This is a genomic window from Levilactobacillus zymae (genome assembly GCF_032190635.1).
Classification (GTDB): Bacteria; Bacillota; Bacilli; order Lactobacillales; family Lactobacillaceae; genus Levilactobacillus; species Levilactobacillus zymae_A.
On sequence record NZ_JAVLAS010000001.1, the window covers coordinates 546355 to 573276 of the forward strand.

Below are 26922 nucleotides of genomic sequence, written 5' to 3' on the forward strand. Positions count from 1 at the left end.
ACAATTAACCCCATTGAATCAAACTGGGATTTAGTCTGATTCAATGGGGTTATGGACATGATCACCGGTGAACGTCGTGGTAGTTTCCGGGTACCACGGGGTCGGTCATCAAAAAGCTTTAGTTTGTCGTCTGTTTGTTAAGCAATCTTTACGACAGATTTATCATAACAGAGAAATGGCTAAAATTGGGCGTTCTGGACGATTTGTAATATTACATTTTTACCCAACGGAAAAATAACCCTTGACGGATAATAAAAACATTTGTGAAGCCGTTATTAAAACGCTTGCCTTCTAGTGGGGCGAAGGGGGTATACTGACCCCAAGACATGAATTGGAGGGTTATCAATGGCAGTTTTAACGGATCAATTTAGTTTAGCGAACGGCACGACCATTCCTCAGGTCGGCTTTGGGACCTGGCAGATTCCTGGTGGCCAAACCGCCTACGATGCCGTGACCAACGCCTTAAAGACCGGTTACCGGCATATTGATACCGCCAAGGCCTACGCAAATGAGTCCAGTGTGGGTAAGGCGGTGCGCGATTCCGGCCTTGACCGGAGTGACGTTTTCGTGACGACCAAGTTACCGGCCGAGACTAAATCCTATCGCGGCGCCCTAGCTGATTTTAAGACCACACTTAAAAACTTAAATCTCGATTACGTGGACCTTTATCTGATTCACGCACCGTGGCCGTGGAACGAGATTGGCCGGGATTATGACGCCCAGAACCTGGAAGTTTGGCAGGCTATGGAGGAGATTTACGCGTCCGGCAAGGCCAAGGCCATTGGTGTGTCGAACTTTAACGTTCACGATCTCCAGAACCTCTTGAATCACGCCGAAGTGGCACCGATGGTTGACCAGATTCAATACTACGTCGGCTACACGGAACCGAAAATCACCCAGTTTGCGCAGGCGCACAATCTGTTGGTTGAAGCCTATTCCCCACTAGCGACCGGCGACATGCTGAACAATCCGGCGGTCCGCGAAATGGCGAACAAGTACCACGTTTCGCCGGCCCAACTGGCCTTGCGGTTCTGTCTGGAAAACGGGGTCTTACCACTCCCGAAGGCGACCCACCAAGACCACATTGCAGCTAACGCGCAGTTGGACTTTTCCATCAATGCCACCGATATGGCGACGTTGAACGGGATGGCCGACACCGCGGCGAACCACTTTCATAACGGGACGCAGGGCTAAAGGGATTTTCGAACACGAAGAGAGTGGGACAGAAGGCGGTTAGCTGGTGAGCATTAACGTCGTAAGACGGACAATCCTGAACTTGGATTGTTTGGCTTACGGGGTTAAGCGGAACCAGCTGCCTTTTGGCGCACGTTTCGACACCAAATATTCGGAGACACTAAGAGCCTGAGACTTTTATCTCAGGCTTTTAGTTACGGGCCAAGTGGCTTTTAAATTGGGCGAGTTCGGCCGCTGTTACGTAAACCATGGTCAGCTGGTGGGCGTGGTCGAGCGCGCCTTGTCGGCGGTACAGGGGAATGACCAGTAGCGTTTTGCCCGGCACGTTGGTGGGACGGGTGCGGACCTCACTGGTCTTGAAGCGCAGTGCTTGGGGTCCTTGGGTCAGTAAGTTCAGGTTAGCCGCCAGGACCTGGCTACGCGCGGTGCCGGCGGGGGCGTCCGGTTGCAGACTAGCGACTAGTTGACGAGTAAACCGGCGTTCTAGGGCGCGCAAAGAGGTCTGCCAGGCGAACACGCCGGCCAGTAAGCCGAAGACCAGAAAAGTAAGTAATAGGATGATCGTTTGGGGTTGGGCTAAGATGAGGACCAGTGGCAGGCCACTTAGGCGAACCAGATCGGCGAGGGTGAAGCCAATCACGCCCAACATGATTAGAATCAAGCCGTAAGCGCTGCCGCGGTAAAGGGCAAAACGCCGGCCGAAGATGCTGTGGAGTAACGGGGCTTGGGTGTGCACGTCGTGTTGTACTTGTGACGCTAACGGGGATGCGGGGGCCATGGGGGAACTTCCTTTCTAACAATCTTGAATTAAGGTCTAGCATACCATATCCCGCAACCAGCGAGTCAGAGGCGCCACTGCGTTAAGCCTTTGACCAGATTGTAAGCTGGCTTTTGCAACTATGGTGTTGGAACGAGTACCGACCGGTGGGGTTTGCGTAACGACAAAACGACCACCATTCCTGAATTTGGGAACGGTGGTCATCTTTAGGTTAGAGCCTGGAACAAAAGTTTCAAACTCGTCTGTGTCTCCGAATATTTGGTGTTGAAACGTGGGTTGCTGTCTATTCTGCGGTTACAATTGGTAGTGGGCTAGAAATTGCCGAACGTCTGCCGTGACTTGGTTGTGCGGCAGGGTTAAGCGGGCCTTGTGTCCCGGTTTGGCCGCATAGAGTTGAGCGGTCATGGTGTCATCACCGGTGGGTGCCTCGATGAATAACAGAGGTAACCGGCTGCGCTTGACGTGTGCCAGCGGGTTGATGCGTTCTAGCGCGAAGCCGTACAGGAACTGGGTGGCTAACGAGACGGCGGTCGTCAGACCGGGGATGTGCCGGTGAGCCAGCCGTTGCCGTACCTGGACGTAAGCCGTAGTATAGCCATTCGCTAACACGCCTAACTTAACGTTGGTTGGTAACGCCGCATCACTGGTTAATCCCACGATGGCGGCCCCGACGTCGGTGCCGAATAAGCCGATCGCGACCTGGCTATCGGCTGCGATGAGCTGGTCGATCCAACCGCAAGCACTCCGTTGTTCGAAGTAACCAGCGCTGGTATACCCGCCTTGACTGGCGCCGGTGGCTAGGTTGTCGGGCAAGAGCACGTTGTAGCCCAACTGGTGAAAGTGGACCCCGTAGGTCGCGAGTGACCGGTGGTCGGTTTGCCGACCGTGAAAGAGAATCAGGGTTTTGTGTGTGGCCGTGGCGGCTGGAACGTACCAGGCCGTTTCGGTGAGATTAAATTGATTTTGCAGGGTCCACTTTTCGGCCGGCAGCTGGCTAAACGCCTGAGCCGCCGGGTCAACGGTCGTCGTGGTCGGTGCCACGGCAACGGGGTGGAAAAGATGCAGGGCAGTCACCATGCCGGCGACCAGCCAGAGGATGCCTAAGATTAAAACTAGATTAAAAAAGATAAACATCAGATAACCTTCTTTCGCGTTTGTAAAACGATTAACCAGATGGCCGGGCCCCCACTCGGAGCGACCATCGTCAGACGCGTCGAACTTTGATATCGGCATTAGTGTAACTGATTTTATAAAATAAATCAATAAAAAAAGACGTAAAAGTTATAAAACGTCTAAAAATTGCAATTGAGACGCTTTTTCAGTACAATTTAGGCATTAAGGATGTGGCGAAATGGTAGATAAGGACGAGCGGCGCATCGCCATGGTCATGGCGGCGCAAGAATACATCATCATTCACGGCTTACGGGGATTGAAGATCGACGTGTTGGCGCAGGCCATGGGGGTCAGTCGGGCCAAGCTGTACCAGTATTTTGGTTCTAAAACGGGGGTCATTCAGGCCGTGGTGGCGTACTACACCGATTTTATCGATCAGCTAGAGTTACCCGCGACGGGGGCGGCACCGACGGCGTTCAGCCAGCGGTTCTTCGACTTCTTTTTCGAAGACATGGCCTACCTAGGAACCACCACACCGCAGTTATTAAGCGGGTTACGGGCCGAATATCCGGAGTTGTTTTTAGCACTGAATGAACGCCTGCAAACGCGAGAACAACAGGAACGGGCCTACATTCAGGCCGGTCAGGCGGCAGGGGTCTTTCGAGCGGAACTCCTGCCCGACTTAGTCTTGTTGCAGAATCAAAGATTAATACCGGCGATGGTGACCCGGGAGTTTCGGTTCAAGAGTCGGGCACAATTACCCATGATTATTCGGGGGTACTTCGACCAGTTAGTGGCCACGTTATTACGCGAACCCCACCAGGCCGCGGCGAAAGCGTCGTGGGATGGGCAACGCATCCAGCGGATAAACCAAAAGTACGCGCGGATTTCCTTACAAGCGACCTAAATTAAAGTGGTTTTAAATGATGTGAATTAACGACAAAATGACCATTATTCCTGAATTGGGAATAATGGTCATTTTTGGCGTTAAGCGAAGCTAGCGGCTGTTGAGCGTACGACTGGCCCCTGGTGACAGTTTATTTAACGTGTTTGGTGGTTAGATCCCGCTGTCCTTGGCGTTGTTCTAACCGTTGGAGAATGACGCCTACCCCGATTCCTAGGACTAACATCCCAATTCCCAACCAGGGGGTGTTGGTCAGTTGTCCCTGGGCCACGGCTTGGCCACCCAACCCGGATCCCAACATGATGCCAATGTTGAAGGCCGAGATGTTCAGCGCGGAGGCCAGTGAAACCTCGTTCGGCGTGTAGGTTTCCGCTAACTGAACGATGTAGAGCTGTAGCCCCGGCACGTTCATGAAGGCGAAGAGCCCCATGATGACCACGGCCAGTAAGTCCCAGAAGTGCAGGTTGACGGTCAACCGTACCAGTAACAGTGCGATGGCTAGGCCCGCAAACATCTTCATGATGGCCGGTAGTGGGTGCCGGTTGGCAAACCGGCCGCCCAGGGTGTTACCAATGGCAACGGCGACCCCGTAGAAAATCAGAATCACGACAATGGCGCTAGTCGACCAGCCCATTTGCTGGTTCAGAATGGGCGTCAGGTAAGTGTAGACCGGGAACGTTGCCCCGTAACCCAAGGCCGTGATGATGAGGATCAACAGGAGTTGGGGTTGCTTTAAGATCCGCCAAATGCCCTTGATGCTGGTGGGGTTGGGTAACGGTAAGTCGTTAGGCACGACCAAGAGGTTGGTGACTAATCCGATCAGCCCCAGCAGAATCAGGAAGACGAACGAGGCACGCCAACCGAACGTTTGCCCGATAAAGGTTCCCAGTGGCACGCCGGTCACCGTTGCCAACGTCAGGCCGGTAAACATTACGGCAATGGCGGAAGCCCGCTTCTCGGGGGCCACGACGTCCGCGGCAATCAACGACGCAATCGCCATGAAGATGCCGTGGGCCAGAGCGGCCAGGACCCGGCCGGCTAACAAGATGCCGAAGGTCGGGGCGGCGGCCGCCAAGAGGTTACCTAATAAGAAGGTCACCATGATGGCGATTAAGAGGTGCTTACGGTTCCAGCGGTTGGTGACCAGCGCCAGAATCGGTGTCCCCACCGTAATGCCGGCGGCGTAAAGCGACACGGTCGCGCCACCCTGGGCGAGGGAAATGTTGAAACTCTGAGTTAACAATGGCAATAAGCCAACACTGATGAATTCGGTGGACCCGATGGCAAAAGCACTAATGGCTAAGGAAAATAGGATCCAACCTGATGAAATGGTACGCTGCATATGGCGTGACCTCCTTTAATTAACTAATTGATGTTGCTTAGTATACGGGCCTGGCGTGTCGCTCACAAGACGGCACTTTAAAGTGCGCTAGGCACCTGGAGGTAACCTTGTTTGGTTGAGATGAATTGTGTTGCCAGCACTATTCTGATGGATTAGACATAGCTAGAATTTGTCTTAAAAGACTAACTTAGAGGATTCAGCGCCTCCGGGTCACACGAGTTATAACAGTAATTAAACTGAACTCTTTTTAACAAAAGATAATAAATAATTATTTAAATCGGTCATTGAGTTTTAAGTCAGGGCCTAGTTAGGTTTAAAAAGTGTTTATTACATTGTATGAATTGATGATTTTGTAACTTATGAACGAATGATTATTGGACTGCCATTAAAACGATTGTCAGTTCGAACCGCTAGTGTTCAGCCTGGAGGTGAGCAGGGGCTCAGCCAGCGAAATTAGTCTTGGTCAGCGTATTTTGCTGGCCTAGACTAAGGCCGAGTTTGAAGACCCGCGGATTTTGCGGGGCTTCAAATCGTGCCCGCAGGCGTTCCAGCCCCTGATCACCGGAAGGCGACCAGTTTCATCAATGGAAAACCCCATAAGTAATTGTGAAGTTTTCAAGACTTTCAGGGTCAGATTGTGCAGAGAGTAAACAAACCTGATAAAATAGTCTTACGCAAACTAAGTAAGGGGGTGGCCGTCTTGTACCACGGTTACGAGACTCTCCGCATACCAGATCGCTAATGCACCGTTTTAAATTTGAAAGGATGATTTTTTTCTATGGCAGAACAGCCGAATCAAAGTAGTACCCCAGTTGCCGAAACGACCGACCCTGGACCGGCCACGCCGCTGTGGCAACGTAGCACCGCGCAGCTCCAGATCGATTACGCCACCGATGGCACCACCGGTCTGAGTGCGGCGGAGGCCCAAGCTCGCTTGGCCAAGAATGGGCCCAACGAACTGACCGCTAAGCCCCAGTCCAACCTGTTGCGGTTTTTAAAACAATTCAACAACAGTATTATCTACATCTTAGCGGCCGCGGCCATTATGACCTTCTTTATGCACCACTACTCCGACTCGACCGTTATCGGGTTAGTGATTGTCGCTAACGCCTTCATCGGTTTTTTCCAGGAACGTTCCGCCGATAACGCGCTGGCGAGAATCAAGGCGTTACTGGTGTCCGAAGCCGTGGTAATCCGCGACGGGCAGAAACTCACGCTGCCGTCACGCGACGTGGTGGTTGGCGATATCGTCCAACTGGAAGCTGGGGATACCGTTCCCGCCGACCTGCGACTGATTGCCGCCGATAACCTGAAGATTCAGGAATCCGCGCTGACCGGGGAGACCGACTCCGTGTTAAAGGGAGAAGACCCGTTAGCTGCGAGTGATCTGGCGTTGGCCGACCGGTCGAACCAAGCGTTTGCCTCGACGGCCGTGACGAACGGGTCCGGCCGCGGGATCGTGACGGTGACCGGGGCACAAACCGAAATTGGGACCATTCAGCAACACGTCGCTAAGGTGAAGACCCAACCCACGCCGTTGATGCGCAACTTAAATCGCTTAGGCCTGGGCTTGTCACTGGCCATCTTAGTGGTGGCGGTCTTGCTGTTTATCTTAGGGATGGTGACCCACGTCTACAGCCTGCCAACCTTACTGATCGCCGTGATCACCATGGTGGTCGGGTCGATGCCCGAAGGCCTACCCGCTAGTACCTCGGTGGTGCTAGCGATGGGGACCCAACAGATGACTAAGCAAAACGTCATCGTTAAGACCTTGCCAGCCGTCGAAACGTTGGGGGCCGTGGACATCATCAACACCGATAAGACCGGGACGTTGACCAAAAACGAAATGACCGTGACCGACGTCTTGACCCCCCAGGCCTCCTATGCGGTGACCGGGGTGGGTTACGATGCCGCCGGGCAGATTCAAGACCAGCAGGGCCAGACCGTGGCTTGGCAAGATGACGCCAACTTGGAATGGTTGGTCCAAATCGCCGGGCAGACCTCCGACGCCGAATTCCACGAGGAAGACGGCCAATGGGTCCTGACCGGAGAACCGACCGACGGGGCGTTGACCGCGTTGTACCACAAGTTGACCGGTCAAGACCCGGCGCCGCAAGAAATCGATTCGTTGCCGTTTGACTCGGCGATTCGCTACTCCGCCCGCCTAGTCGACCACCGCAATCAGCGCTGGTTACTGGTCAAAGGGGCGCCCCAAACGTTACTGCGCCTGATGCAAGAACAGGGTCAGACCGTCGATGCGGCCGCCTGGCAGGAACGCTTGTCACAACTGACCCGCCAAGGTAAACGGGTGGTGGCCTTAGGGTACCAACCCGTCCCCGCCGATGCGGACGAGGTCGACGATTTGCCGATCGGTAAGGACCTGCATTTAGCCGGGATGACCGGGATCATCGACCCGCCGCGTCCGGGGGTGGCCGACGACGTCAAGCAACTGCGCTACGCCGGTATCAAGGTCAAGATGATCACCGGGGATGACCCTGAGACCGCCGCGGCGATTGCGGCGCAACTGACCCTGGCCGAACAGCCTAAGGCGATTACCGGACCGGAATTGAACCAGCTGAGTGACGCCGAATTGGTCGATAAGATCGACCAGTACACGGTGTTTGCCCGAACCACGCCGGCCGATAAACTGCGGATCGTGCAGGCCCAACAGAAGCGGGGCCACGTGGTCTCGATGACCGGGGACGGCGTGAACGATGCGCCGGCCTTAAAACAGGCCGATATCGGGGTGGCCATGGGGATTCGGGGAACCGACGTCGCCAAGGACTCCGCCGACATGGTCTTAGCCGACGACGATTTCACGTCATTGCTGGGGGCCGTGCGGGAAGGCCGACACGTCTTCGACAACATTCGCAAGACGATTCGCTTCCTGCTGCCGACCAGTTTTGCCGAAGGGCTAATCGTGGTGCTGAGTATCCTGATGGACCAGACGTTACCGTTGTTCCCGACGCAGTTACTGTGGATCAACATGGTCTCGGCCCTGACGATTCAGTTTGCCTTCATCTTCGAGCCCGCCGAAAGCGGCATCATGAAGCGTGGACCGCGAGACGTGACCAAGGGGATTCTGGGCAAGTACGACATCTTCGAAGTGGTTTACGTGTCGCTGCTGATTTCGGGGCTGGGGATGTTTGCCTACGACCTGTTGACCAGTCAGGGACTTAGCGCCGTGGTCGGCAGTACCATGACGTTAAACGTGATCATCTTCGGGAAGATCTTCTACCGGTTCAACCTGCAAAACGACCATCCGGTACTCTCGAAGTACTTCTTTAGAAATAAGATGAGTTTCGTGATTGTGGGCATCCTGTTGGCACTCCAAGCCATGATCATCTACTGGCCAGCCATGCAGGGCGTCTTCCACACCACCAGTGCCAACTTCACTTACGGCTGGGGGATTCCGATCCTGGCCGGTATCGTGGTTCTGGTAGTCACCGAAATTGCCAAGGCGTTACGGCACCGTTGGCAACGCGTGGTTCAGGATAAGGAACAACGCGTCACGGCCGACCGAACGGTGGACTAAGTTAGTCGTCAATCAGGGGTCGTTTAAAAAATAATCACAAAAAGCGCTCGACCAAGATTTTCCCAAACGGGAAATTGGTCGGGCGCTTTTCAATTGAATTAGGTTAGTCTTCGTCGTCTTGTGGCTGTAAGTCCCAGTGTTTGGTTTTGACGTTGTAACGGTAGTTGAGGTCGTCTTTGCCCCCAAATTGACTTTGACTCCAGTAACTCTTGGTGGTTACCCGGCTATCAGGACGTAACACCACGCTTTTGGCATTGTTGGGATTGGCCGATGAGACAACCATATTACCGTCGATGGTGTAGGTGTTGTACGGGACGACATCGGCTTCATCGTCTGCAGCAATAGCAAAGTAGGTTTTCCCGTGGTAGCGGACCTGACCGACGCCCCAACCGCCCTTGTGATGCGTGTAGCGGGTCAGGGTCATGGTGGCCCCAAACGGGTACGGGTGAAAGCTGTAGTGTTCTTTAAGTAGGTTGGTCTGGGTGCTGGCGAAATCCGCGGGACTTAGGTCGTCCACCGTGGACGACAGGTAGACCGTCTTGCCGACGCTACTTTGGATGTGCTTGGGCGCGACCGCGAACGGCACGGTGATGCCCAGATCGAACCAGCGTGGTTTGTTCGCACGGGTGATGGTGTATTGGACCTTGGCCGTCGGGGCGTATTTACCGGAACGCAACACCCACGGGGCATGACGGCTTGCTCGGGTGAGCTGAACGTTGCTGCCCTTCTTGAGGGTGATTTTGGCGAGTACCTTGTGGGTGGTCGGTTGGACCTTTTTGATGGTGACCCTGCGGCGCAGCGTGACCCAACGGGGCTTGGTCCAGTAGGCTTTTGCGTGCGCAGTGGTGGTGCTTAGCAGTCCCCCGACGAACAGAGAACCAACTAGAAGTAACGTAACGTGGCGTTGAGACATGTAGCACCCCTTCCTTAGTGACTGACTAATTTAATTTGTGAGAGAATCGTTAATTAATGGGAATAATAATTTGAGTATAACACGTCACTAAATGGTCGTCACAGGTTTCTGGATAATGTGGCCGGCGATAACGGGTTAAGGAGCAATTGAGATGAGGAAGGTACGGCATGGTTGGGCAAGTCCTGTCCGAATAGATGGTGTCGAAACGCGTGCCAATAGGTTGCTAATTCCGCCTAACCCCGTAAAATCGTCAGCTAATCCCAATCCAGGATTATCCCCCTTACGAACCGTCGGTCATGCTCACCAGCTAATCGCCTTTTGTCCCACTCTCGTAAAAAAATTCAACACCGGTTAGCCTACTCCGGCAGTCGAAACGGCTTCTTATCATTTGATAAGTTTTAAATTTTAAGTTGAATTTAAACAAAAGTATAGTATGATGTGGTTACAATCATTTGGGATGCCAATTATTATTAAATAAATAAATTGTGTCCAATCAACGATTCTTATTTAGTTTAAAACTGGTCAATGCAGATTGACCCCGCGCTTGAAAGGAAGTACCGCCCATTAAAATCGAAGATATCCAGACTTGGACTGCCACAGAATTAACGCGTCGCGGCCGCGATGCTAGCAAATGGCAGTTATTCGCGACGTCTGCCGAAAAAGACGTTTATCTATTCCGGAACCCCGCCAAGAATGAACAGATCACGGTGTACCAACACGCCGATGGTCAACGGGTAATGGGGAATGTTTGGGGTTCTTAGGGGACTTTAGGGGTTTACGAAGAGAGTATATGGCAACGACCGCTTCACCGCATTTTTTCGGTGGACCGGTCGTTTTTAGATTGCACTCAAAGCTGTGATGTGGGTAAACTAGTTAATGATAATAAACGTCTGGGGAGACGGGGAGGAAGGACAACATGCATTTACGCACACACGTGGACCGCACGCACTATTCGCGGTGGTTTCACTTTTGGAATCAGTATGAACGACTCACCAGCTGGCCGTTACTCATCGCCGTTTTGGTGGCCTCTATCTACCATCCGTGGTGGTTAGTGGTCATCATCGGTATCGGATTTGGCGGCGATGTGATTTGGGGCGTGAGTTTAATGATTGAAGACTGGCGGCACCACCGTAAGGGAGGCTTACGGTACCGCTAAAGGAGGATTTGGACGTGCAAACTAAGGGTCGGGTCAACCGTGAACATTACTCACGGTGGTTTCGCTTTTTCGATTGGTGGGAACGACCGGTTTCGTGGATTTTTCTGGTGTCACTAATCGTGATGGTCTTTGCCAACGTGCGCTGGTTAGCTATCGTGGTCGAAATCAGCTTGGGGTTCAACCTGATTTGGTTGATCTCGTTAGTAGTGGAGGACCACATCCATAAACGTCGGGGAGATTTTCGTTACTATTGATAGGCCAGCGACCTTTTTGCCGAATTTGATGAAAGTGGCTGGTCAGGACCGGTTCCGACTCCTATACTATTAACCAAAGGGGGCGGAACAGTTTGAATAACAAGAGTTCCGATTGTACCGAAATTTTAGTAGGTAAGGCCGCCAGTATGGACGGTTCCACGATTGTTGCCCGTAACGAAGATGGTTACGGTCCCATCAATCCGATTAAGGTCGTGGTGCACGCTGCGACGGACCAACCGAATGCGTCGTTTACGTCGATCACTACGGGCGTTCATGTCCCGCTGCCGGATCACGCGTACCGTTATACCGGCACGCCGCAAGCCGACCAGAGCGATGGTCAGTACGAAGAAGCCGGGATTAACGAATTTAACGTGGGCATGAGCGCCACGGAAACCACGGCGACCAACGCTCGTGTCCTGGGGTATGACCCGCTTGTCGATGACGGCATCAACGAAGAGGCCATGGTCACACTGGTCTTGCCGTACATCAAGAGTGCCAAGGAAGGGGCCCAACGTTTGGGCGCCTTGCTGGAAAAATACGGTACCGGCGAAAGCAACAGTATTTCCTTTAACGATAAAAACGAAATCTGGTACCTTGAAACGGCCGGAGGTCACCACTGGGCCGCCATGCGGATTCCGGATGACTGCTACGCCATCGCGCCGAACCAGACGCTGATGCAAGAGATCGATTTGACCGATAGCGCCAACTTCCTTGGGGCCAGTGATTTGACCGACTTTGTGGCGCAACACCACTTGAACCCCGAACCGGGGCACTTCAACTTCCGTGAAATCTTTGGGACCCACAGCGAAGCCGACGCGTACTACAACACGCCGCGGACCTGGTACGGCCAGAAGCTGTTCAATCCCGAAATTGATCAGGTGCCAACCAGTCAAGACATGCCGTTTACCCGTAAGCCGGCCAAGAAGATTGCTATCGAAGACGTGCAATTCTTCCTGTCGTCGCACTATAACGGCACCGAATACGACCCGTTTGGCACCTACGCCTCGGGCACGGTAAACCAACAGCGCAAGTACCGGCCCATCGCCATGGACCGCAACCAAGCCTCATCCATCCTGCAGATTCGTAATGGGGTCGACGACGCGCACGCCGCGATTCAGTGGGTGGCGTTAGGGTTCTTCGCCTACAGTCCGTACATGCCGTTCTTCACCAACATCAACGACACGCCGGAAGACTACAAGAACACCACGACCACGGTCTCGACCGACAACGTTTACTGGTTGGAAAAGACCTTATCCGTGATCATCGAACCGCACTTCCACGAGTACGTTGAGGCCATCAACGCCTACCGTGACGCGTGCCAGTCTTACGCCCGCGGGCGGGTAGAAGCTACGGATAACGCGGTGGCCGATGCCACGGACGTGACCGACTTTCTGACCCGCAGCAACGCCGAAACCGCCGGGGAAATCTCCAAGCGGACCCACGCGCTGTTCGACCAGCTGGTCAAGCACGGGTTGAACCTGTCCATGACGGCCTGGGAGAAGGGGCAAAACCTGTAATCCGGAGTTAGCCGTTTTAACTTCAGAATCGCGTATGGGAACATGATACAATTCTACAAAAACAGGCAGAAAATTCTTTGAGAATTTTCTGCCTGTTTTTGTGGTCTTAGTCGTTAATCCCCAAAATTTGGTCACTAACGTAACTGACCTACCTGGTGGGGTATTTGGGCGGCTGGCGGGTAAACTGTAGCCAAGATGTGAGATTTTCTTTCCCATCTTTAATTATCAACAAATTTATGATACGGGTAATTCAGCGGCTACCATCAGGCTCGGGATTCCCTTGATCATAAGGTTGAGCGGGTCTTCGCGGCAATGCGGGGGCCTTTTATTATTAGTGACTTTGTGAAATTTAGGATTGACGGCCGATGGTTAATTCGGTGTAATGTTAAGGAGAGAGGGGGAATGGACGTGGCAGAGGAGTCACACGAACTCAACTATGACCATGCAAAACGGGGGGCGCAATTGTTCGTCAATCGGCACGCTAAGGCGCGCGATTTGCGGGCCTTGCGGACCATGATTAACCATCGTTTACGGGGCCGCCGGGGATGGCACCTAGACACGATTCCCAACGAATCGTTGGTTATATTGGTAGCCGCATCGTTAGCTGCGGTGGTCACCGTGGTGCAGGTCGTCATGTTTTTGGCGTTAGACGCGTAATCACTACATAACGGGGATGGTTGGCGCTGGTCAAGCACAACCGAAAACGGGGAACCGGCAAATTCTGCCGGTTCCCCGTTTATTTTAGAGTTATTGGTCGAGACCGAAGCGTTGCAGGGCTTTGGCGGTATCGACCACGGTGTCTTGGGGTCGATGTTGGGTCCAGCCCAGGTCGTGTTCGGCCGCTGCCGTGGTGTGGTGGTATTGACGGTTCAACATTGGCACTAACGCCCGCAGACTGGGAACGAAGCGCGCCACGACGCGGGTTCCCCAGTTTGGCAGGGCGCGCACCTTGATACGGTGTTCGGGGAAGTTGGTCTGAAAGAGACGTTCCACGGCGAGCATCGTCAGGGATTGTGAAGCGGCTAAGTAGCGCTTTCCCTGAGCCACAGAATTTTCGAAGGCCAGCCGGTGGAGGTGGGCTAAGTCACGAACGTCTGAGACTTCTAAGGACACGTGGGGGACCATTGGGAGCCCCTTAAGCAACTGTAAGAGGATTCCGTTGGAACTGACGGCCTTGGCGGAAAGAATTGGGCCAAAGATGGCGCCGGGTAAAATCGTGGTCAGTTGCAGGTCGTTGGCATTGGCGTAATCCCAAGCGGCCGTTTCGGCGGCGACTTTGGAGATCCGGTACGGGTCCAATTCGGGATTGTTGATATCCGTCCAGAAACTTTCGTCTAGTGTGGCGGTGCTATCGCTAGACGGCGTGGAGACGGCCTGTGAACTGGTCATCACGATCCGGGTGACGCCGGCGGTCTTGGCGGCCTTCAAAACGGTGAGGGCACCATTCTTAGCGACGTTGACCAGTTCGTCGACCGACTCGGTTCCGTTACCCATGGGGGAGGCCACGTGAATCACGCCGTCCGCACCGGTCAAGTTGGCCACCCAGTTTCGGTCGCTGGTCAGGTCGGCTTCAAAGCAACTAAATTGGGCCAACTGGTCGGGAGTGACGGCCCCGGCAATCTCGTCGGTTAACGCGGCAGCCTTGTTTAATGAACGCACGCTGGTGGCCACTTGGTAACCCGCTTGTAAGAATTCAACGATGACCCACCCCGCAACAAAACCGGTTCCCCCGGTCACAACAACTTTTTTCATGGTTAATTTCCTCGATTCGATTTAATTAGACAAATCAGATATAAATCTGTCTATTTCTTAATTTAGACAAACTATACTATTTTTTGTCTATTCTGTCAAAAGAAATGTTATAATCAATTTTAAGGAGGTGGCCTATGGACCCCAAAGAAACCTTAACCGTTCGGTTGAATCACATTATCTTAAGCCAAGGATTTCGCCAATTATCAATGGTGGATCTGGCCAAACAGGCCGGCGTTAGTCGGGCCAAACTGTACATCTACTTTAAGAATAAGGACGAGATCGTGGCGGCGGTGGTTGAACGACGCTTACGTTTTCTGGAAAAGTATCCCGTGCCGGCGCAGGTCACGGCCGCAAACCTGATTCCGACTATCCTCAATGCCCTATTGTTGATGGGCTCGACCACGACCCAATTTGAACATGAATTGCAGGAGGTCTATCCGCAACAATACCGGCTCTTTATGCAAGCCTCCGACACCTATCATCAGCAATTGTTGCTGTATTATCAGGCCGCCCAGGCCCAACACTTGGTTGTGGCCGACGTGCCGGCAGATTATTTATTGTTTCAAAGTCAAGTGGCCGTCCGGGGAACCTTGCGGGCGGTTCAGACCGGCCAACTGACGCTGGAACGGGGGGAGGCCTACCTTAAGGTGGGCTTGACCCTCCAATTACGGGCCCAACTGGTAGCTACGAACGTGACGATGTCCCCGGCAACCCGGGCGTTCAGCCAGGTGATTCTTAACGAATATTACGATACCTACGCGCGGCGCAAACCGGCAGCGCATTAACGGCAAAGTGCCCATTACTCCTGAGTTAGGAATAATGGGCACTTTTCGTTAGGGGAAAATTTAGTTACGCGGTCGTTCCAACCGCAGCGTCATCGCGTTGATGGCGACGATGATGGTACTGAGTGACATCACGATGGCCCCGACCATGGGGTCCAACATGAAGCCCAAGGGTGCCAGAATCCCGGCAGCCAGGGGGATGGCGACCAGGTTATACCCGGCTCCCCACCAGAGGTTTTCGGTCATCTTGCGGTTGGTGGCGTGGGCCAGCTTCAAGAAGGCCACCACGTCTGCGGGATCGCTGGCGACCAGGATGATGTCGGCGGCTTCCAGGGCCACGTCGGTTCCGGAGCCAATCGCCATGCCGATGTCGGCGCGGGCTAAGCTTGGTGCGTCGTTGACCCCGTCACCGATAAAGAGGACCTGACCTTGTTTCTGGTACTGGCCGACTAAGCGTTCCTTATCTTCGGGCAATAGGCGCGCTTGCACCTGGTCGATCCCCACGGCTTGGGCGACTTTGGTGGCCGTTTCCTGGTTATCGCCGGTCAACATGACTGGGGTGATGTCGTGTTGTTTCAGGTAGGTGATTAACTTAGCGGCGGTTGGTTTGATCTGATCGCCCTGGGCTACCAGGCCTAAGACCTGATCGTCGCCAATCAGGTAACTTAGGGAATTGCCCTCGGCGGCCAGGGTCTTGAACTGGTCGTGATCGTAAGCTAATTGGTGTTGGTCCAGGTAGGTCACCGCGACTAACCCGTAGGTGGTCCCGGCGATGGTGCCGAATTGCCCCATCCCGGGGACCTGATGCGGGTCTTGCGCCGCGGTAACGGTCAACCCGGCGTGTTTAGCGGCGGTCAGGATCCCAGTCGCTAAGGGGTGACTCGACCCGGCTTCCAGGTCGGCCATGAGTTGTAAGACGGTCTGGTCGTCGTGGGCGGGCGTCAGGCTGAGTAAATGGTTGACCTTGAACTGACCCTGCGTCAGGGTTCCGGTCTTATCCATCAAGGCAAACTTCAACGCCTTAACCTGTTCGACGGCGTTGCGATTCCGGATTAACAGCCCATTTTGAGCGGCTAACGCGGTACTGCGGGCGACCACCAGTGGAACGGCGAGTCCCAGTGCGTGAGGGCAGGCAATCACGAAGACCGCCACGGTGACGGAGAGGGCGCCGGCCAGATTGGTCAGGTTGAGCCAAACGATGAAGGCGAGAATCCCTACGAAGAGGGCGGCGTAAAAGAGGTAGCCAGCGACGCGGTCCGCCAGATTTTCGGAGGCGGACTTGGCGTTTTGCGCGTTTTGAATCAGGGTCATGACCTGAGCCAGGTAGCCGGTCTCTCCGGTGCCGGTCACCTGAGCGGTAAAGGTTCCGGTGCCGTTGACTGAGCCACCGATGACCGAATCACCCACGGTCTTCTTGACTGCGGCGGATTCCCCGGTGACCAGGGATTCGTTAACGGCGCTGCTCCCGGTCAGAATGGTCGCGTCGGCCGGGATTTGTTCTCCGGCGCGCACAACCACCGTTTGTCCGGTTTGGACGTTTACCAAACGAACATCGGTCACGTTCCCGGCGGCGTCCTGGACGTGAGCAACTTGGGGTAAGAGTTTCCCCAACGCGTCGACGGCTGAGCCCGCATTCATGACGGTGTTCATTTCAATCCAGTGACCCAGTAACATGATGTCGATCAACGTGGCCAGTTCCCAGAAGAAGTCGGTCACCACCGGCGTCACGTGAAAGAGGTTATTCGCCACGACCGCGTAAATGCTGTAGAGGTAGGCGACCCCGATTCCGAGGGTAATCAGGGTCATCATGGCTGGCTTACGGGTGGCTAGTTCGCCTTGAGCCCCGCTGAAGAACGGACCCCCGCCATAGAGAAAGAGCACCGTCCCTAAGACGGCGACCAGCCAATCACTGCCCGGAAAAGTCAGCTGAAAGGGCAACCGCATCCCCATCATCGGGGACATCACCAGGATCGGCAGGGTCAGAATTAATGAGATCCAGAACTTACGCTTCAGGTTACCCATGTGCATCATGTGGCCGTTGCCCATGGACATCTCACCCATGGTGTGGTCCGAATGAGTCTGACCCATGGGCATGCCGGCCATCTCGTGGTCGGGCATGGTCATTTGTTTAGATGAATGTTGGTGTTTCGTCATACATCACAACTCCCTTCACAATCGTCCGGTAGGCAGTCACACGGCACACTGGCCGGAGCGGTTGGCAATTTTTGTTCTAAATGGGCCATCAGCGTTTCCACGTCACCACGACTGAGGTCGAGTTGGTCGATCACGTGGGCTAAGGCGGTTCCGCGGTGCATCGCGCACATCTGATTCAGTTCGGTTAACAACGCGGCGTCCATCGCGGCCTGCTCCTTAATCTGGGGCGTATAAATATACTGGCGCCCCTGTTTGGTAGTGGCCAGTGCGCCCTTCTTGACCAGGCGACCAATCAACGTTTTGATGGTTGGGGCCTTCCAGTCGTGTTGTTTTTCCAATAGTGAAATGATGGTGCGACTGTCGGCCTGCTTTAAGGTCCAAACGACCCGCATGACCCGCCATTCGGCGTCGGAAATCGTAGCGGTAACTTCAGTGGTTGCCATAACCCACACTCCTTTAATCGACTACAAATGTAATCTTACTTTCTGACAACAGTTTACAGCCCCTGGGCAGGGGTGTCAAGCTAGGCGATGACAGTAATGATAAATATTTTTCTAATAGGTTAAAATTTCAGCAAGTTTCAATGAATTTACGTTATCCTGAGGTACACTCTGTATAATGAGAAGGAGTTTTTTAGCGAAAGGAGCGTTTGACGCGTGAAAAGTTTAAAACGCTGGTTAGTTCGGGTCAGTGCCGGGCTAGCCGTCTTGGCAGGATTAGCCCCTGTGCTGCCGGCCCACGCCGCCAGTGGCGTCTCGAAGGTCCCAGCGCGGGCGGCTTACGTGATGGATGCCCAGAGTGGGCAGGTCCTGTATCAACAAAATGCCAACAAACGGTACCCCATTGCATCATTAAGTAAGCTTTTAACGGTGTATTTAACGGTCAAGGCCATTGATAGTGGCAAGATTAATTGGACGGATCAGGTCCCCGTGGATCATAACCTGATTCGGTTGAGTCATAATTCCGTATTTTCGTCACTCCGAATGAAGAACAGTGACCAGTTTACGGTCAAGGAATTGGTGGTGGCGGCCATGGTGGCTTCGTCCAACAGTGCGGCTTCGGCGTTAGGTGATTATGTGGCGGGCAGTAACGCCGCCTTCATCGAAGCGATGAACCAGCAATGTCAGGACTGGGGCATCAACGCGCACTTTATCAGCTCGTCCGGGTTGGATAATTCCGACCTGAAGAGTTACGGGTACCGGCTTCCCGGTACCGGGGCCACCGAGGAAAACTTGGTTTCGGCCAAGGCCATTTCCATTGTGGCCCAGCACCTGTTAGCGGCCGACCCGGCAATTACGCAGATTGCCAGCAAGACCGAAGCCACGGTCAACGGGACCACGATCTATAACGAGAATAGCTGCTTGCCGGGAAAGTCCCAATATAAAAAAGAAAGCCAGATTGATGGCTTAAAGACCGGCTACACGGAAAACGCTAAACTGTGTTATACGGCGACCTTTTGGGTCAACGGGGAACGGATGATTGCGACCATCTTGGGTGGTGATACCACCTTCTCCGCCATGAACAAGTTAATCAAGCAGGTCAAACAAACCTACCAGCTCCAGCCCACGGCCCTGAATAGTCGGACCGTTACGCTGGTCAACGGTGCTAAGGTCATGGCGGCCCCGAACACCTCGCAGGTCGGGTCGTGGACCCAGGGGAATCAGACCGATACCATTACCACCAGTTTTAAGCCCCAACTGACGGCTACCCAGTTGAAAACCGGGCAGGTTCAGACGGGAGAACCGGTGGGGGAATTGACCGTGGCCGATCAGCAGACGGGCATTACCCAGCACGTGACCTACTACGCGCGCAGTAACGCCACGCTGTTCACCAGCCATCAGGCCTTCCAAACGACGACGAGTCAGCCGGCCACGCTGCTAAAGGCGTTGACCGCCCAGACGGCGGTCTTTGCCAGCGGCCTTTGACGCGGATGGGTGCGCCTGGTACACTAATTAACAGCAACATAGAGATAAACCTGTTATAGCGTTGAAGAGGAGGACCGTTGTCGCGGTCCTCCTTTTTGTTGGGTTAAAGGTGGTCGCCGCCAATTGATGGCGGCTGGCGTGCATGTTAGAATAAGCTCCATTTGCAATGTGGGGGATGATGAGATGAAGTGGTGGCGAGAACGACAACGGGCATTTGCGACGCAGCTGGATGAGCGCGAAATGCGCTGGGTTCGTTACCTGCTAATTGGCCTGTTGATTGTTGGAATTGGGCTCGCGGTAGGCCGGCGTACCGAGCTGAGTAGCGGTGTCGTGGGAGCTTGGATGCTCCTCGTGGGCGATTATTGGGCGATCCGGTTGGCGCAACGGCGGGTGAATTTTCTCCTCGGCCTGTTACTGGGGTACCTGGGGGCACTGATTGGGGGCCTGAGCTTGCTGTTGGGCTTGGGTTCGCTGTTTTGATCCCAATGCATCATAATGACTAATTACTGCCGAAACATGAAGATTCCCCGGACGATTTCCCCGCCAATCAGGAGTAACATGACGGTCCAAGAAACGATGGTCAACGTGCTTCCCATGTGAAAGGCCTCCTCGTGAAAATAATAACTAGCTTTGCCTTTAGTTTAAGCGCGTTCCCGGTACAATGCAATAGGAACCGCTTACAAAAAATAAAACTTAGTCGCGAGTTCGGTATGATATGTAACTAATCCATCCGACTAATTTCGAGGGTGATTGGTTGTGAGGTGACATTGGTGTCGGTATAGTGAAGACAATCTGAGCGCGGCTACGCAGGGGATGGTAGTTCGGCGTACAACTGCGCTTAACTCAGTAAGTAGGGGGAGTTTTCTGATGAAAAAATGGATTACGGATATCGTCCAGGAACAGACCTACGATGCCACGCGCCAGGCCAAGTTTGACATTGCGACGATTGGCCAATCAATGGGCTATCAGGTGGTTAACCTCTTTCGGTATAGCGATCTTAAGGAGTCTAATCAGGCGGTTCGCTCACGGATCGATGGCATCACGGAGGCCATTACGGCGGGGGATCTATTAGTGTATCAATATCCGTCGTTGAATAGTGGCCGGTTTGAAAACTTCTTCGTGGAGCGGATGCACCAACGCCACGTGAAGTTCGTGTGCCTGGTGCACGACGTGGAAACTTTGCGAGACCAGCGCCCACCTAAATGGATCGACGAAGTGGCTTACTTCAACAAGTGTGATGTCTTGATTGTGCATAATCACCGGATGGCCGCAAAACTCCGGGAAATGGGCGTCACCACCCCCATGGTTTATCAATACCTACTCGATTACTTAGATGATAATCATAAGCCGGACCGCTATGTGGCAACGCCGGAAAACTTTAAGCGCGGGGTGGTGTTGGCGGGGAATCTGATGAAGTCCCGTTACATTGCTCACTGGGATCACGCAACCCCCATTACCGCGTTTGGTCACGCTAGTCCCGAGGTTCAGGAAGAATTTGAAGCCAATCCCCAGGTCGATTACCAAGGCAAGTTCTATCGCTGGGAGCTGATTCAACGCTTGCCCCGAACTTTTGGTCTGGCCTGGGACGGTGATACGTCGATTTACCGGTATGATGATTACACGCGCTATAACCACCCCCACAAGGTGTCAATGTATCTTTCCCACGGGTTACCGGTGATTGTTTGGCGTGATGCCGCGGTGGCCAAATTAATTGTGACCAACGGCCTGGGGATCGCCATCGACAGTCTAGCCGACATTGATGCGGCCATTCAGGAAATCAGCGATCGCGAATTGGCCCAGATGTTGGCGAACGTCAGCGCGTTTGGGTACCTGATCCGCGATGGTTGGTTTACCCGGCAGGGCTTACAAGCGGCCGAGCAAAAAATCATCTCACCGCATTTTACGGTACCGCAGGACGATTAAGCGAAGCGGAAGATAAAACTAGTGCCCCAATGGACGGCGTGATGCCGCTTTCCGTTGGGGCACTAGTTTTATTGGCTGGTTGATTTTGATCTAAGAATTAGAGACCTGCAGCATGGTGGCGAACGTCGCCGTGGTCATGCCCGGGGTCACCCGCAGTCGGGCGAGGTTGTAGCGGCCCTGACTCAGTTGTGCGATGCCTTCTTGGGTGGTCAACGCAAGCTGGTAACCGGCTTGCTGCGCTAACTTACGGGTGGTGGCGTCGGCGCGCCCGGCCGGGTAGCAGATCATTTGGGTGTTCTGGTTGAGTTTTTGATCCAACCAGTGCTTGGAAGCCACCAGTTCAGTCTTTTGTTGCGCCGCGGTCAGTTCGTTGAGGTTCAGGTGCTGGACCGTGTGGCTGGCGAAATCGACGTGGCCGGTCGCTAGCATGGTCTTCATCTGGGCTAACGAAAGGTGGTTACTCTTATGCGTGAAGCCGGTAATCACGTTGATGGTGGCGTGTAGGTTATACTTTTGCAGCACCGGTAATGCCCGCGTTAGGTTGTCTTTATAGGCATCGTCTAGGGTGATCCAGACGACCTTCTTCTGCGGGACGCTATTGGTCTTAAGAGCTTTAATGGCCTCGGTCGTGGTCAGCGTGCGGTAATGATGGGCTTTGAGATAGGCCATCTCTTGGGCAAACTGGGCCTGGGGCACCCGTAGCTGATTGCCCGTGGAAATGCTGTGGTACATCAGGATGGGTAACTGTAATGGGTGCTTGAGCTTGAGCCATTTAGGCTGGGCGTCCGCCTGCGCCTTAGGTTGTTTGGCGTCGTTTTCTGCTGGGCGCGACGCGTCACTTTCGGTGCGGTGGTCGGTTTGGTCGTCGACCGGCTTTGCCCCCAAGCAACGCCCCCGAAAATCAACGCGACCAATAACAGACAGCTCCCCCAAAGGAGTCCTTTTCGTTTCATGATGATTCCCCCAATAATCTTAACTAGGGCCTAGTCGCCGCCTTGGCGCCGCAATGTGCGCCTATGTCTGCCAGGACCGGCCCTAGTTTCATTATAGTACAGGGGGTTCAGTTTAACCTAGAATAAAGTTCAATCGGCGCGTTGGGCCAATCGGCGGTAGTAGTCGATCGAGTCCGGATCGAGGTGTAACGCCGTGATGACGTCCCGATCGTTCAACTGGGGATGGCGGCGCAGATAGTTCACTAAATAACCTTGATAGAGTACCGTGGGGCTAAGTTTAAAGTTCGTCACGGCTTCATCGGGGCGTAGATACTTGTGCAGCCCGGGGAGCGTCAGGTGCGGATCGGCCGCGGCGCGTTGTTTAAGAAACCAGTCGGCGCACTGAAACCGAGTTTGGAGTGGGGCGAGAAAGGCGTGCAGTTGGGTCAAAAAGCGTTGTTCGGCAGCCGACCAAGTGGTGGTGACCAGCTGGGCCGTGAAGTTGGGTTTTAAGTAGACCTGCACGGGGTAACCCTTAGTGGTTAGCAACATCGCGGTCCGGGTGTAGACGTGCAAGCGTTCATCGGCTAGCCAGGTGTCCAGATCGTCGACCCACCGAAAGTTAACCGGTCGAGCAGCTTCCTTGGGTTTGCTTTTGAGGTCTAGCGTGGGCAGGTAGGGGGTCCAGTTGTGGGAGAAGAGGAACTTAAAATAGACGTTGAGGTGGGACAACACTTTATTGTAGGTTTGATTTTGAATTTGGCGGTTATTGGTCAACATGGCCAGGTACTGTTCCACGTCGGCGGTTTGTAATTGGTTGACGCGGTGCTCGGTTTGATAAGTCGGGTTAAAGTTCTCCAGGTAATGGAAGAAGTCCTGAAGCGTTGTCAGGTACTCGTCGCGGGTCGCCTGAGCGATGTCGCGTTGGGCAAGACTGCGCTCGAACGCGTCTTGATACGGATAACGAATTTTCATAAGAGGACCTCCTGACAAGTATTACTTTAACGATAACACGAGTCGCCCCCAAAGTCCTAGTCCAAGGGAACTGGCGCTAAAAAGCGGCACCTCACGAATTTCTCGTGAAGTCCCGCTTAGCAGGTACGTTAGTGATGAAGATGTGGGGACCGGGACCGGCTTAAAGCTGACGATTCTGAGCCGAGTTAATTTTGGCTGCTTTCCGCGGCCCGGACTTGGTTGCGCAGGGTCGTTTTTTCTTCCTCGGAGATGAAGGCCCCGTCGATGGCGTTCAGGGTGAGCTTTTCCATTAGCGACCAGTCCAACCCGTAGTGGTCGTGTAAGGCCATGAACTCCCCGGTCAAATCGACGTTAGAAACGGTTCGATCGTCGGTGTTAATGGTGACGCACAGTCCGGCGCTTAGAAATTCGCTCAGCGGGAAGTCCGCATAGCCGGTGACCGCCTTGGTTTGGAGGTTACTGGTCAGGCACATTTCGATCGGCGCGTTGGCGGCTTTGGCCTGCGCGATGATCTTGGGGTGACCGCTCATGTGAACCCCGTGGCCAATGCGACTGGCTCCCAGGTCTAGTGCTTCGGCCACGTTACTGGCGGGACCAGCTTCCCCAGCATGTAAAGTGAAGGGTAAGCCCGTCGCTAGACCGGCGGTGATCGCAGCGGTTAGGTCGTGGGTCGGGTGGTGGTATTCGTCGCCGGCAAAGTCTAAGCCCACCACGCCTTGATCGGTGAATTCGGCGGCCGTTTGGAAGACCTCAATACATTCGGCTAACGGACGATCGCGCATGGCACAGACGATGGCGTTTACGGGAATTCCGAATTTCTGGGTTCCCTTATGTAAACCAATCAGGACGTGGTTGAGCGCTTCTTTAATGGAAAGGCCCTTTTCCGTGAAAATGGCGGGGGCAAACCGAGTTTCCAGGTAGATCAGCCCGTCCTTAGCCGCCGTGTGCACCATATCGTATCCCGCAATTTCAAGCTGTTCGGGTGTCTGCATCAGATCGGTCACAACCTGGAACCGTTTCAGATAATCAATCAGGCTCACCGTGTCGATGGGCGCGGTCACGAGTTCGCGTAGTTCCGCATCGCTTGCGGGTAACGACGCGCCGGTGACGGCCGTCATTTGGCGGAGAGCCGCCAACGAGATCGACCCGTCAAGGTGACAATGAAGTTCTACCTTGGGAAAGTGACGAACAGCAGTTGCGGTAAATGGCGTAGCTTGAGACATACTGAATTCCTCCTTAATCCTGGCCAAAACTTTAGGCGGTGTAGACGTTAGGTCGCTGAGGTGGCCAACCATCATTAGGCTTAATTAGCCAGTCTCTAAAGAATTGGTAGCGCTTCCTTTTAGTATACCATTTTCCTTGAGGGGGGGCGGTTGATTAATTGGGTAAAGTTAAATTGGTTTGTTAGGTTAACGGCTTTGCGCAATAAGTGTTTTTTAGGAGAATTAATCTGGGGAAACCCCTTGGGCGACTAAGCGGGGATGACAAATTTTACAAATTGAAAATTTAAGTTAAAACCGTTGTTTCGGGGCGCGAAACATTATAGAATTAGTGTGGTCATCAAAGGTGTTATTTAGTGACGCTAAGAACTAGCTTTATCGGGGGTGTGGCACGCGTAATTTGGCCACACTTTTTTGAAAATTAAGTATATGGCAATAATATTAAGAGGATTAATTTAGAATGCTGATTAAACAATGGATTCATGGGGGAGTTTGTCTAGCTGCTGTTGAGGGGGAACATTTATGGAACAAATGAATACGCGGGTGACGCGGTCGCTGTGGCGCAGTCAACGTACCAGAAAGAAACGCTATATCACCGGCTTTGATGGGTTACGAACCCTGGCGGTGATTGGCGTCATTGTGTATCACCTGGCCCCTTCGTCGATGCAGGGCGGGTATCTGGGGGTCCCCATCTTCTTCCTGATTTCGGGTTATTTAGTCACCTACCTGTTGATTCAGGAATGGGAAACTCACGGGAAAGTGAACTTTCTAAGCTTCTACAATCGCCGGGTCAAGCGCTTGTACCCGGCACTGGTCACCATGATTTTGGGGACCACGGCGTACATCACCCTGTTTCAACGCAACCTGTTGGTGAATATTCGGGGAACGGTCCTCACCAATCTGGTGTACGTCTACAACTGGTTTGAGATCCACCACGGGCAGTCCTACTTCGATCGGTTTAGTGGTGAGTCACCGTTCACCCACCTCTGGACCTTGTCGATCGAAGGCCAGTTTTACCTGGTCTGGCCCTTAGTGGTGGTAGGACTGCTACTGCTATTCCGTAGTCGGGTTAAGGCCGCGGTGGTGCTCTTAGCTGCGGCGATTGCCTCGGCGATTGCCATGGCCCTCTTGTATGATCCGAATAACTTAAATCGGGTCTATTATGGGACCGACACGCGAATGTTTGCCATTCTAATTGGTGCCGCGATGGCCTTTATCTGGCCGGCATATAAACTCAGCGGCAACATTACCCGTAACCATCGGTTGATTCTGGATGGCCTGGGAGTGGCGGCATTAGTCGGAACGGCGGTCTTGTTCTTCACCATGAACGGGCAAGCAGCCAGCACCTATCGTGGGGGGATGTTCTGGTTTACCATGTTAGCCGCGGTGCTGGTGGCGACAGTTGCCCATCCCGGTAGTGACATGAACCGACTCTTGACCAACAAGCTCTTTAGCTATGTGGGGCAGCGGAGTTATGGTATTTACCTGTACCAGTTTCCGGTCATGATCTTTTACGAATCCCGCGTTCAAAACATCGGGAATCATCCCCTATTGAACGCGTTGATTGAGGTCACGTTGATTATGGTGGTCACGGAGGCCAGTTACCGGTTGATCGAAAGTCCCTTACGGCATTACCAGTACGGGCAGATGTTTACCGATATTCGGCGTCTGATTCAGCAGCCCGCCGCTCACCGGGTCACCACGGTGCTGGGTAGCGTGGCAGTCCTGTGCTTCGTCCTGACCGCCGTGGGCTTCGTGCAACAACCCGCGGCCGCTAAACCCACGGCCTTGCAAAAGACCATTACCAAGCGCCAGGCCGAGGCGCAGAAGCAAAATGCCGCGGCGGCCAAGAAGCAAAAGGCCCTCGCTAAGGCCCAAGCGGAATCCAAGAAGAAGCACGATAAGGCCGTGGCCTTCTCCAAGCTGTCTAAGGCTGACCAGAAGACGGCGAAGTACTACTTCTTGACGGCCGACGAACTGACTAGTAGTAAGCAAACGCCGTTGACGGCCATTGGAGACTCGGTGTTGCTCGATGATGCGGGCGACATTCAGAAGGTCTTCCCGGGCGCCGTGGTCGATGGTCAAGTCGGGCGGCAGGCCGCCGCGATGCCGGGCGTCATTGCCAGCATCAACCAGCGCGGCCAGATGGCGAAAAACGTACTGGTCAACGTTGGAACCAACGGCAACATTAGCCAGGACCAGGCCGACCAGATTGTGCAAGGAATTGGCCGCGATCACCAGATCTTCTGGGTGACCGCTCACGTTCCGACGCGTGAGTGGCAGAATCAGGTGAACAGCATGATTCACAAAACAGCCAAGAAGTATCCGAACGTGCACGTGGTGGATTGGTATGCCGCAGCGAAGGACCATTCGTCCTGGTTTGTGAGTGATCACGTTCACCCGAACGACCACGGCAATCGGTACTTTACGTCCCTGATCGCCAAGACCATTAGTCACCAACTTACCAAATAACGAGTAACCCGTCCCGCCGAGCAACTTCGGTGAGACGGGTTTTTTAGTGAGCAAATTTCCGTTAGTTTGGCAGCTTAACCA

At 53.8% G+C, this 26922-nt stretch carries 22 protein-coding genes; 12 read left to right on the plus strand and 10 right to left on the minus strand.

What is annotated here, in order from left to right; genetic code table 11:
- Nucleotides 1–345: 345 nt before the first annotated feature.
- The gene (locus RI501_RS02440; RefSeq protein ID WP_313820196.1) at nt 346–1194 is read left to right on the plus strand and encodes an aldo/keto reductase; all 849 of its coding nucleotides are present in this window, start codon (nt 346–348) and stop codon (nt 1192–1194) included.
- Between the two features lie 190 nt (nt 1195–1384).
- Here the strand turns inward: RI501_RS02440 and RI501_RS02445 are convergent, their stop codons facing one another.
- Nucleotides 1385–1972: a hypothetical protein gene (locus RI501_RS02445; RefSeq protein ID WP_313820197.1), complete on the minus strand. Its 588-nt coding sequence runs from the start codon at nt 1970–1972 to the stop codon at nt 1385–1387.
- A 294-nt stretch (nt 1973–2266) separates the two neighbouring features.
- Nucleotides 2267–3106, minus strand: coding sequence for an alpha/beta hydrolase (locus RI501_RS02450; RefSeq protein ID WP_313820198.1), 840 nt, complete (start codon nt 3104–3106; stop codon nt 2267–2269).
- A 217-nt stretch (nt 3107–3323) separates the two neighbouring features.
- Here RI501_RS02450 and RI501_RS02455 point away from each other — a divergent pair, with 217 nt between their 5' ends.
- The gene (locus RI501_RS02455) at nt 3324–3992 is read left to right on the plus strand and encodes a TetR/AcrR family transcriptional regulator (protein WP_313820199.1); all 669 of its coding nucleotides are present in this window, start codon (nt 3324–3326) and stop codon (nt 3990–3992) included.
- Between the two features lie 130 nt (nt 3993–4122).
- On the opposite strand, the gene RI501_RS02460 is transcribed toward RI501_RS02455, so the two are convergent.
- The gene (locus RI501_RS02460) at nt 4123–5331 is read right to left on the minus strand and encodes an MFS transporter (protein ID WP_313820200.1); all 1209 of its coding nucleotides are present in this window, start codon (nt 5329–5331) and stop codon (nt 4123–4125) included.
- A 778-nt stretch (nt 5332–6109) separates the two neighbouring features.
- Between RI501_RS02460 and RI501_RS02465 the strand changes: the two genes are divergently transcribed.
- The gene (locus RI501_RS02465) at nt 6110–8866 is read left to right on the plus strand and encodes an HAD-IC family P-type ATPase (RefSeq protein WP_313820201.1); all 2757 of its coding nucleotides are present in this window, start codon (nt 6110–6112) and stop codon (nt 8864–8866) included.
- A 103-nt stretch (nt 8867–8969) separates the two neighbouring features.
- Here the strand turns inward: RI501_RS02465 and RI501_RS02470 are convergent, their stop codons facing one another.
- Nucleotides 8970–9779, minus strand: coding sequence for a hypothetical protein (locus tag RI501_RS02470; protein ID WP_313820202.1), 810 nt, complete (start codon nt 9777–9779; stop codon nt 8970–8972).
- A 916-nt stretch (nt 9780–10695) separates the two neighbouring features.
- Between RI501_RS02470 and RI501_RS02475 the strand changes: the two genes are divergently transcribed.
- The 4 genes from RI501_RS02475 to RI501_RS02490 all read left to right on the plus strand — a co-directional run bounded on the left by RI501_RS02475 (nt 10696) and on the right by RI501_RS02490 (nt 13363).
- Nucleotides 10696–10935, plus strand: a complete 240-nt coding sequence (locus RI501_RS02475) for a hypothetical protein (RefSeq protein WP_313820203.1) — start codon at nt 10696–10698, stop codon at nt 10933–10935.
- 14 nt (nt 10936–10949) lie between these two features.
- Complete coding sequence (locus tag RI501_RS02480; RefSeq protein WP_313820204.1) at nt 10950–11189, plus strand: hypothetical protein; 240 nt, start codon at nt 10950–10952, stop codon at nt 11187–11189.
- A gap of 92 nt (nt 11190–11281) precedes the next feature.
- A complete protein-coding gene (locus RI501_RS02485) occupies nt 11282–12706 on the plus strand; it encodes a C69 family dipeptidase (RefSeq protein WP_313820205.1) in 1425 nt (474 codons plus the stop codon).
- Nucleotides 12707–13114: 408 nt separating this feature from the next.
- Entirely contained in the window at nt 13115–13363 is a 249-nt protein-coding gene (locus RI501_RS02490; protein WP_313820206.1) for a hypothetical protein, read from the plus strand.
- A gap of 90 nt (nt 13364–13453) precedes the next feature.
- On the opposite strand, the gene RI501_RS02495 is transcribed toward RI501_RS02490, so the two are convergent.
- Nucleotides 13454–14458 carry an NAD-dependent epimerase/dehydratase family protein gene (locus RI501_RS02495; protein ID WP_313820207.1) on the minus strand — a complete coding sequence of 335 codons (1005 nt, stop codon included), beginning with the start codon at nt 14456–14458 and terminating at the stop codon, nt 13454–13456.
- A 134-nt stretch (nt 14459–14592) separates the two neighbouring features.
- Between RI501_RS02495 and RI501_RS02500 the strand changes: the two genes are divergently transcribed.
- A complete protein-coding gene (locus tag RI501_RS02500) occupies nt 14593–15243 on the plus strand; it encodes a helix-turn-helix domain-containing protein (RefSeq protein ID WP_313820208.1) in 651 nt (216 codons plus the stop codon).
- A 60-nt stretch (nt 15244–15303) separates the two neighbouring features.
- Here the strand turns inward: RI501_RS02500 and RI501_RS02505 are convergent, their stop codons facing one another.
- Nucleotides 15304–17358, minus strand: coding sequence for a copper-translocating P-type ATPase (locus tag RI501_RS02505; protein ID WP_396442530.1), 2055 nt, complete (start codon nt 17356–17358; stop codon nt 15304–15306).
- Nucleotides 17359–17390: 32 nt separating this feature from the next.
- Complete coding sequence (locus RI501_RS02510; protein ID WP_313820209.1) at nt 17391–17837, minus strand: CopY/TcrY family copper transport repressor; 447 nt, start codon at nt 17835–17837, stop codon at nt 17391–17393.
- 213 nt (nt 17838–18050) lie between these two features.
- Between RI501_RS02510 and RI501_RS02515 the strand changes: the two genes are divergently transcribed.
- From RI501_RS02515 to RI501_RS02525, 3 genes are all read left to right on the plus strand, one after another.
- Nucleotides 18051–19319 carry a D-alanyl-D-alanine carboxypeptidase family protein gene (locus RI501_RS02515; protein WP_313820210.1) on the plus strand — a complete coding sequence of 423 codons (1269 nt, stop codon included), beginning with the start codon at nt 18051–18053 and terminating at the stop codon, nt 19317–19319.
- Between the two features lie 183 nt (nt 19320–19502).
- Nucleotides 19503–19799 carry a hypothetical protein gene (locus RI501_RS02520; protein ID WP_313820211.1) on the plus strand — a complete coding sequence of 99 codons (297 nt, stop codon included), beginning with the start codon at nt 19503–19505 and terminating at the stop codon, nt 19797–19799.
- A gap of 387 nt (nt 19800–20186) precedes the next feature.
- Nucleotides 20187–21242 (plus strand): hypothetical protein, encoded by a 1056-nt coding sequence (locus RI501_RS02525; RefSeq protein WP_313820212.1) that lies wholly within the window; start codon nt 20187–20189, stop codon nt 21240–21242.
- A 90-nt stretch (nt 21243–21332) separates the two neighbouring features.
- Here the strand turns inward: RI501_RS02525 and RI501_RS02530 are convergent, their stop codons facing one another.
- The 3 genes from RI501_RS02530 to add all read right to left on the minus strand — a co-directional run bounded on the left by RI501_RS02530 (nt 21333) and on the right by add (nt 24372).
- Entirely contained in the window at nt 21333–22127 is a 795-nt protein-coding gene (locus RI501_RS02530; protein WP_313820213.1) for a polysaccharide deacetylase family protein, read from the minus strand.
- Between the two features lie 197 nt (nt 22128–22324).
- Entirely contained in the window at nt 22325–23149 is an 825-nt protein-coding gene (locus tag RI501_RS02535; protein ID WP_313820214.1) for a phage integrase N-terminal SAM-like domain-containing protein, read from the minus strand.
- A 185-nt stretch (nt 23150–23334) separates the two neighbouring features.
- Nucleotides 23335–24372 (minus strand): adenosine deaminase, encoded by a 1038-nt coding sequence (gene add, locus RI501_RS02540; RefSeq protein WP_313820215.1) that lies wholly within the window; start codon nt 24370–24372, stop codon nt 23335–23337.
- A 519-nt stretch (nt 24373–24891) separates the two neighbouring features.
- On the opposite strand from add, the gene RI501_RS02545 reads away from it, so the two are divergent.
- Nucleotides 24892–26841 carry an acyltransferase family protein gene (locus RI501_RS02545; protein ID WP_313820216.1) on the plus strand — a complete coding sequence of 650 codons (1950 nt, stop codon included), beginning with the start codon at nt 24892–24894 and terminating at the stop codon, nt 26839–26841.
- Nucleotides 26842–26922: the final 81 nt, after the last annotated feature.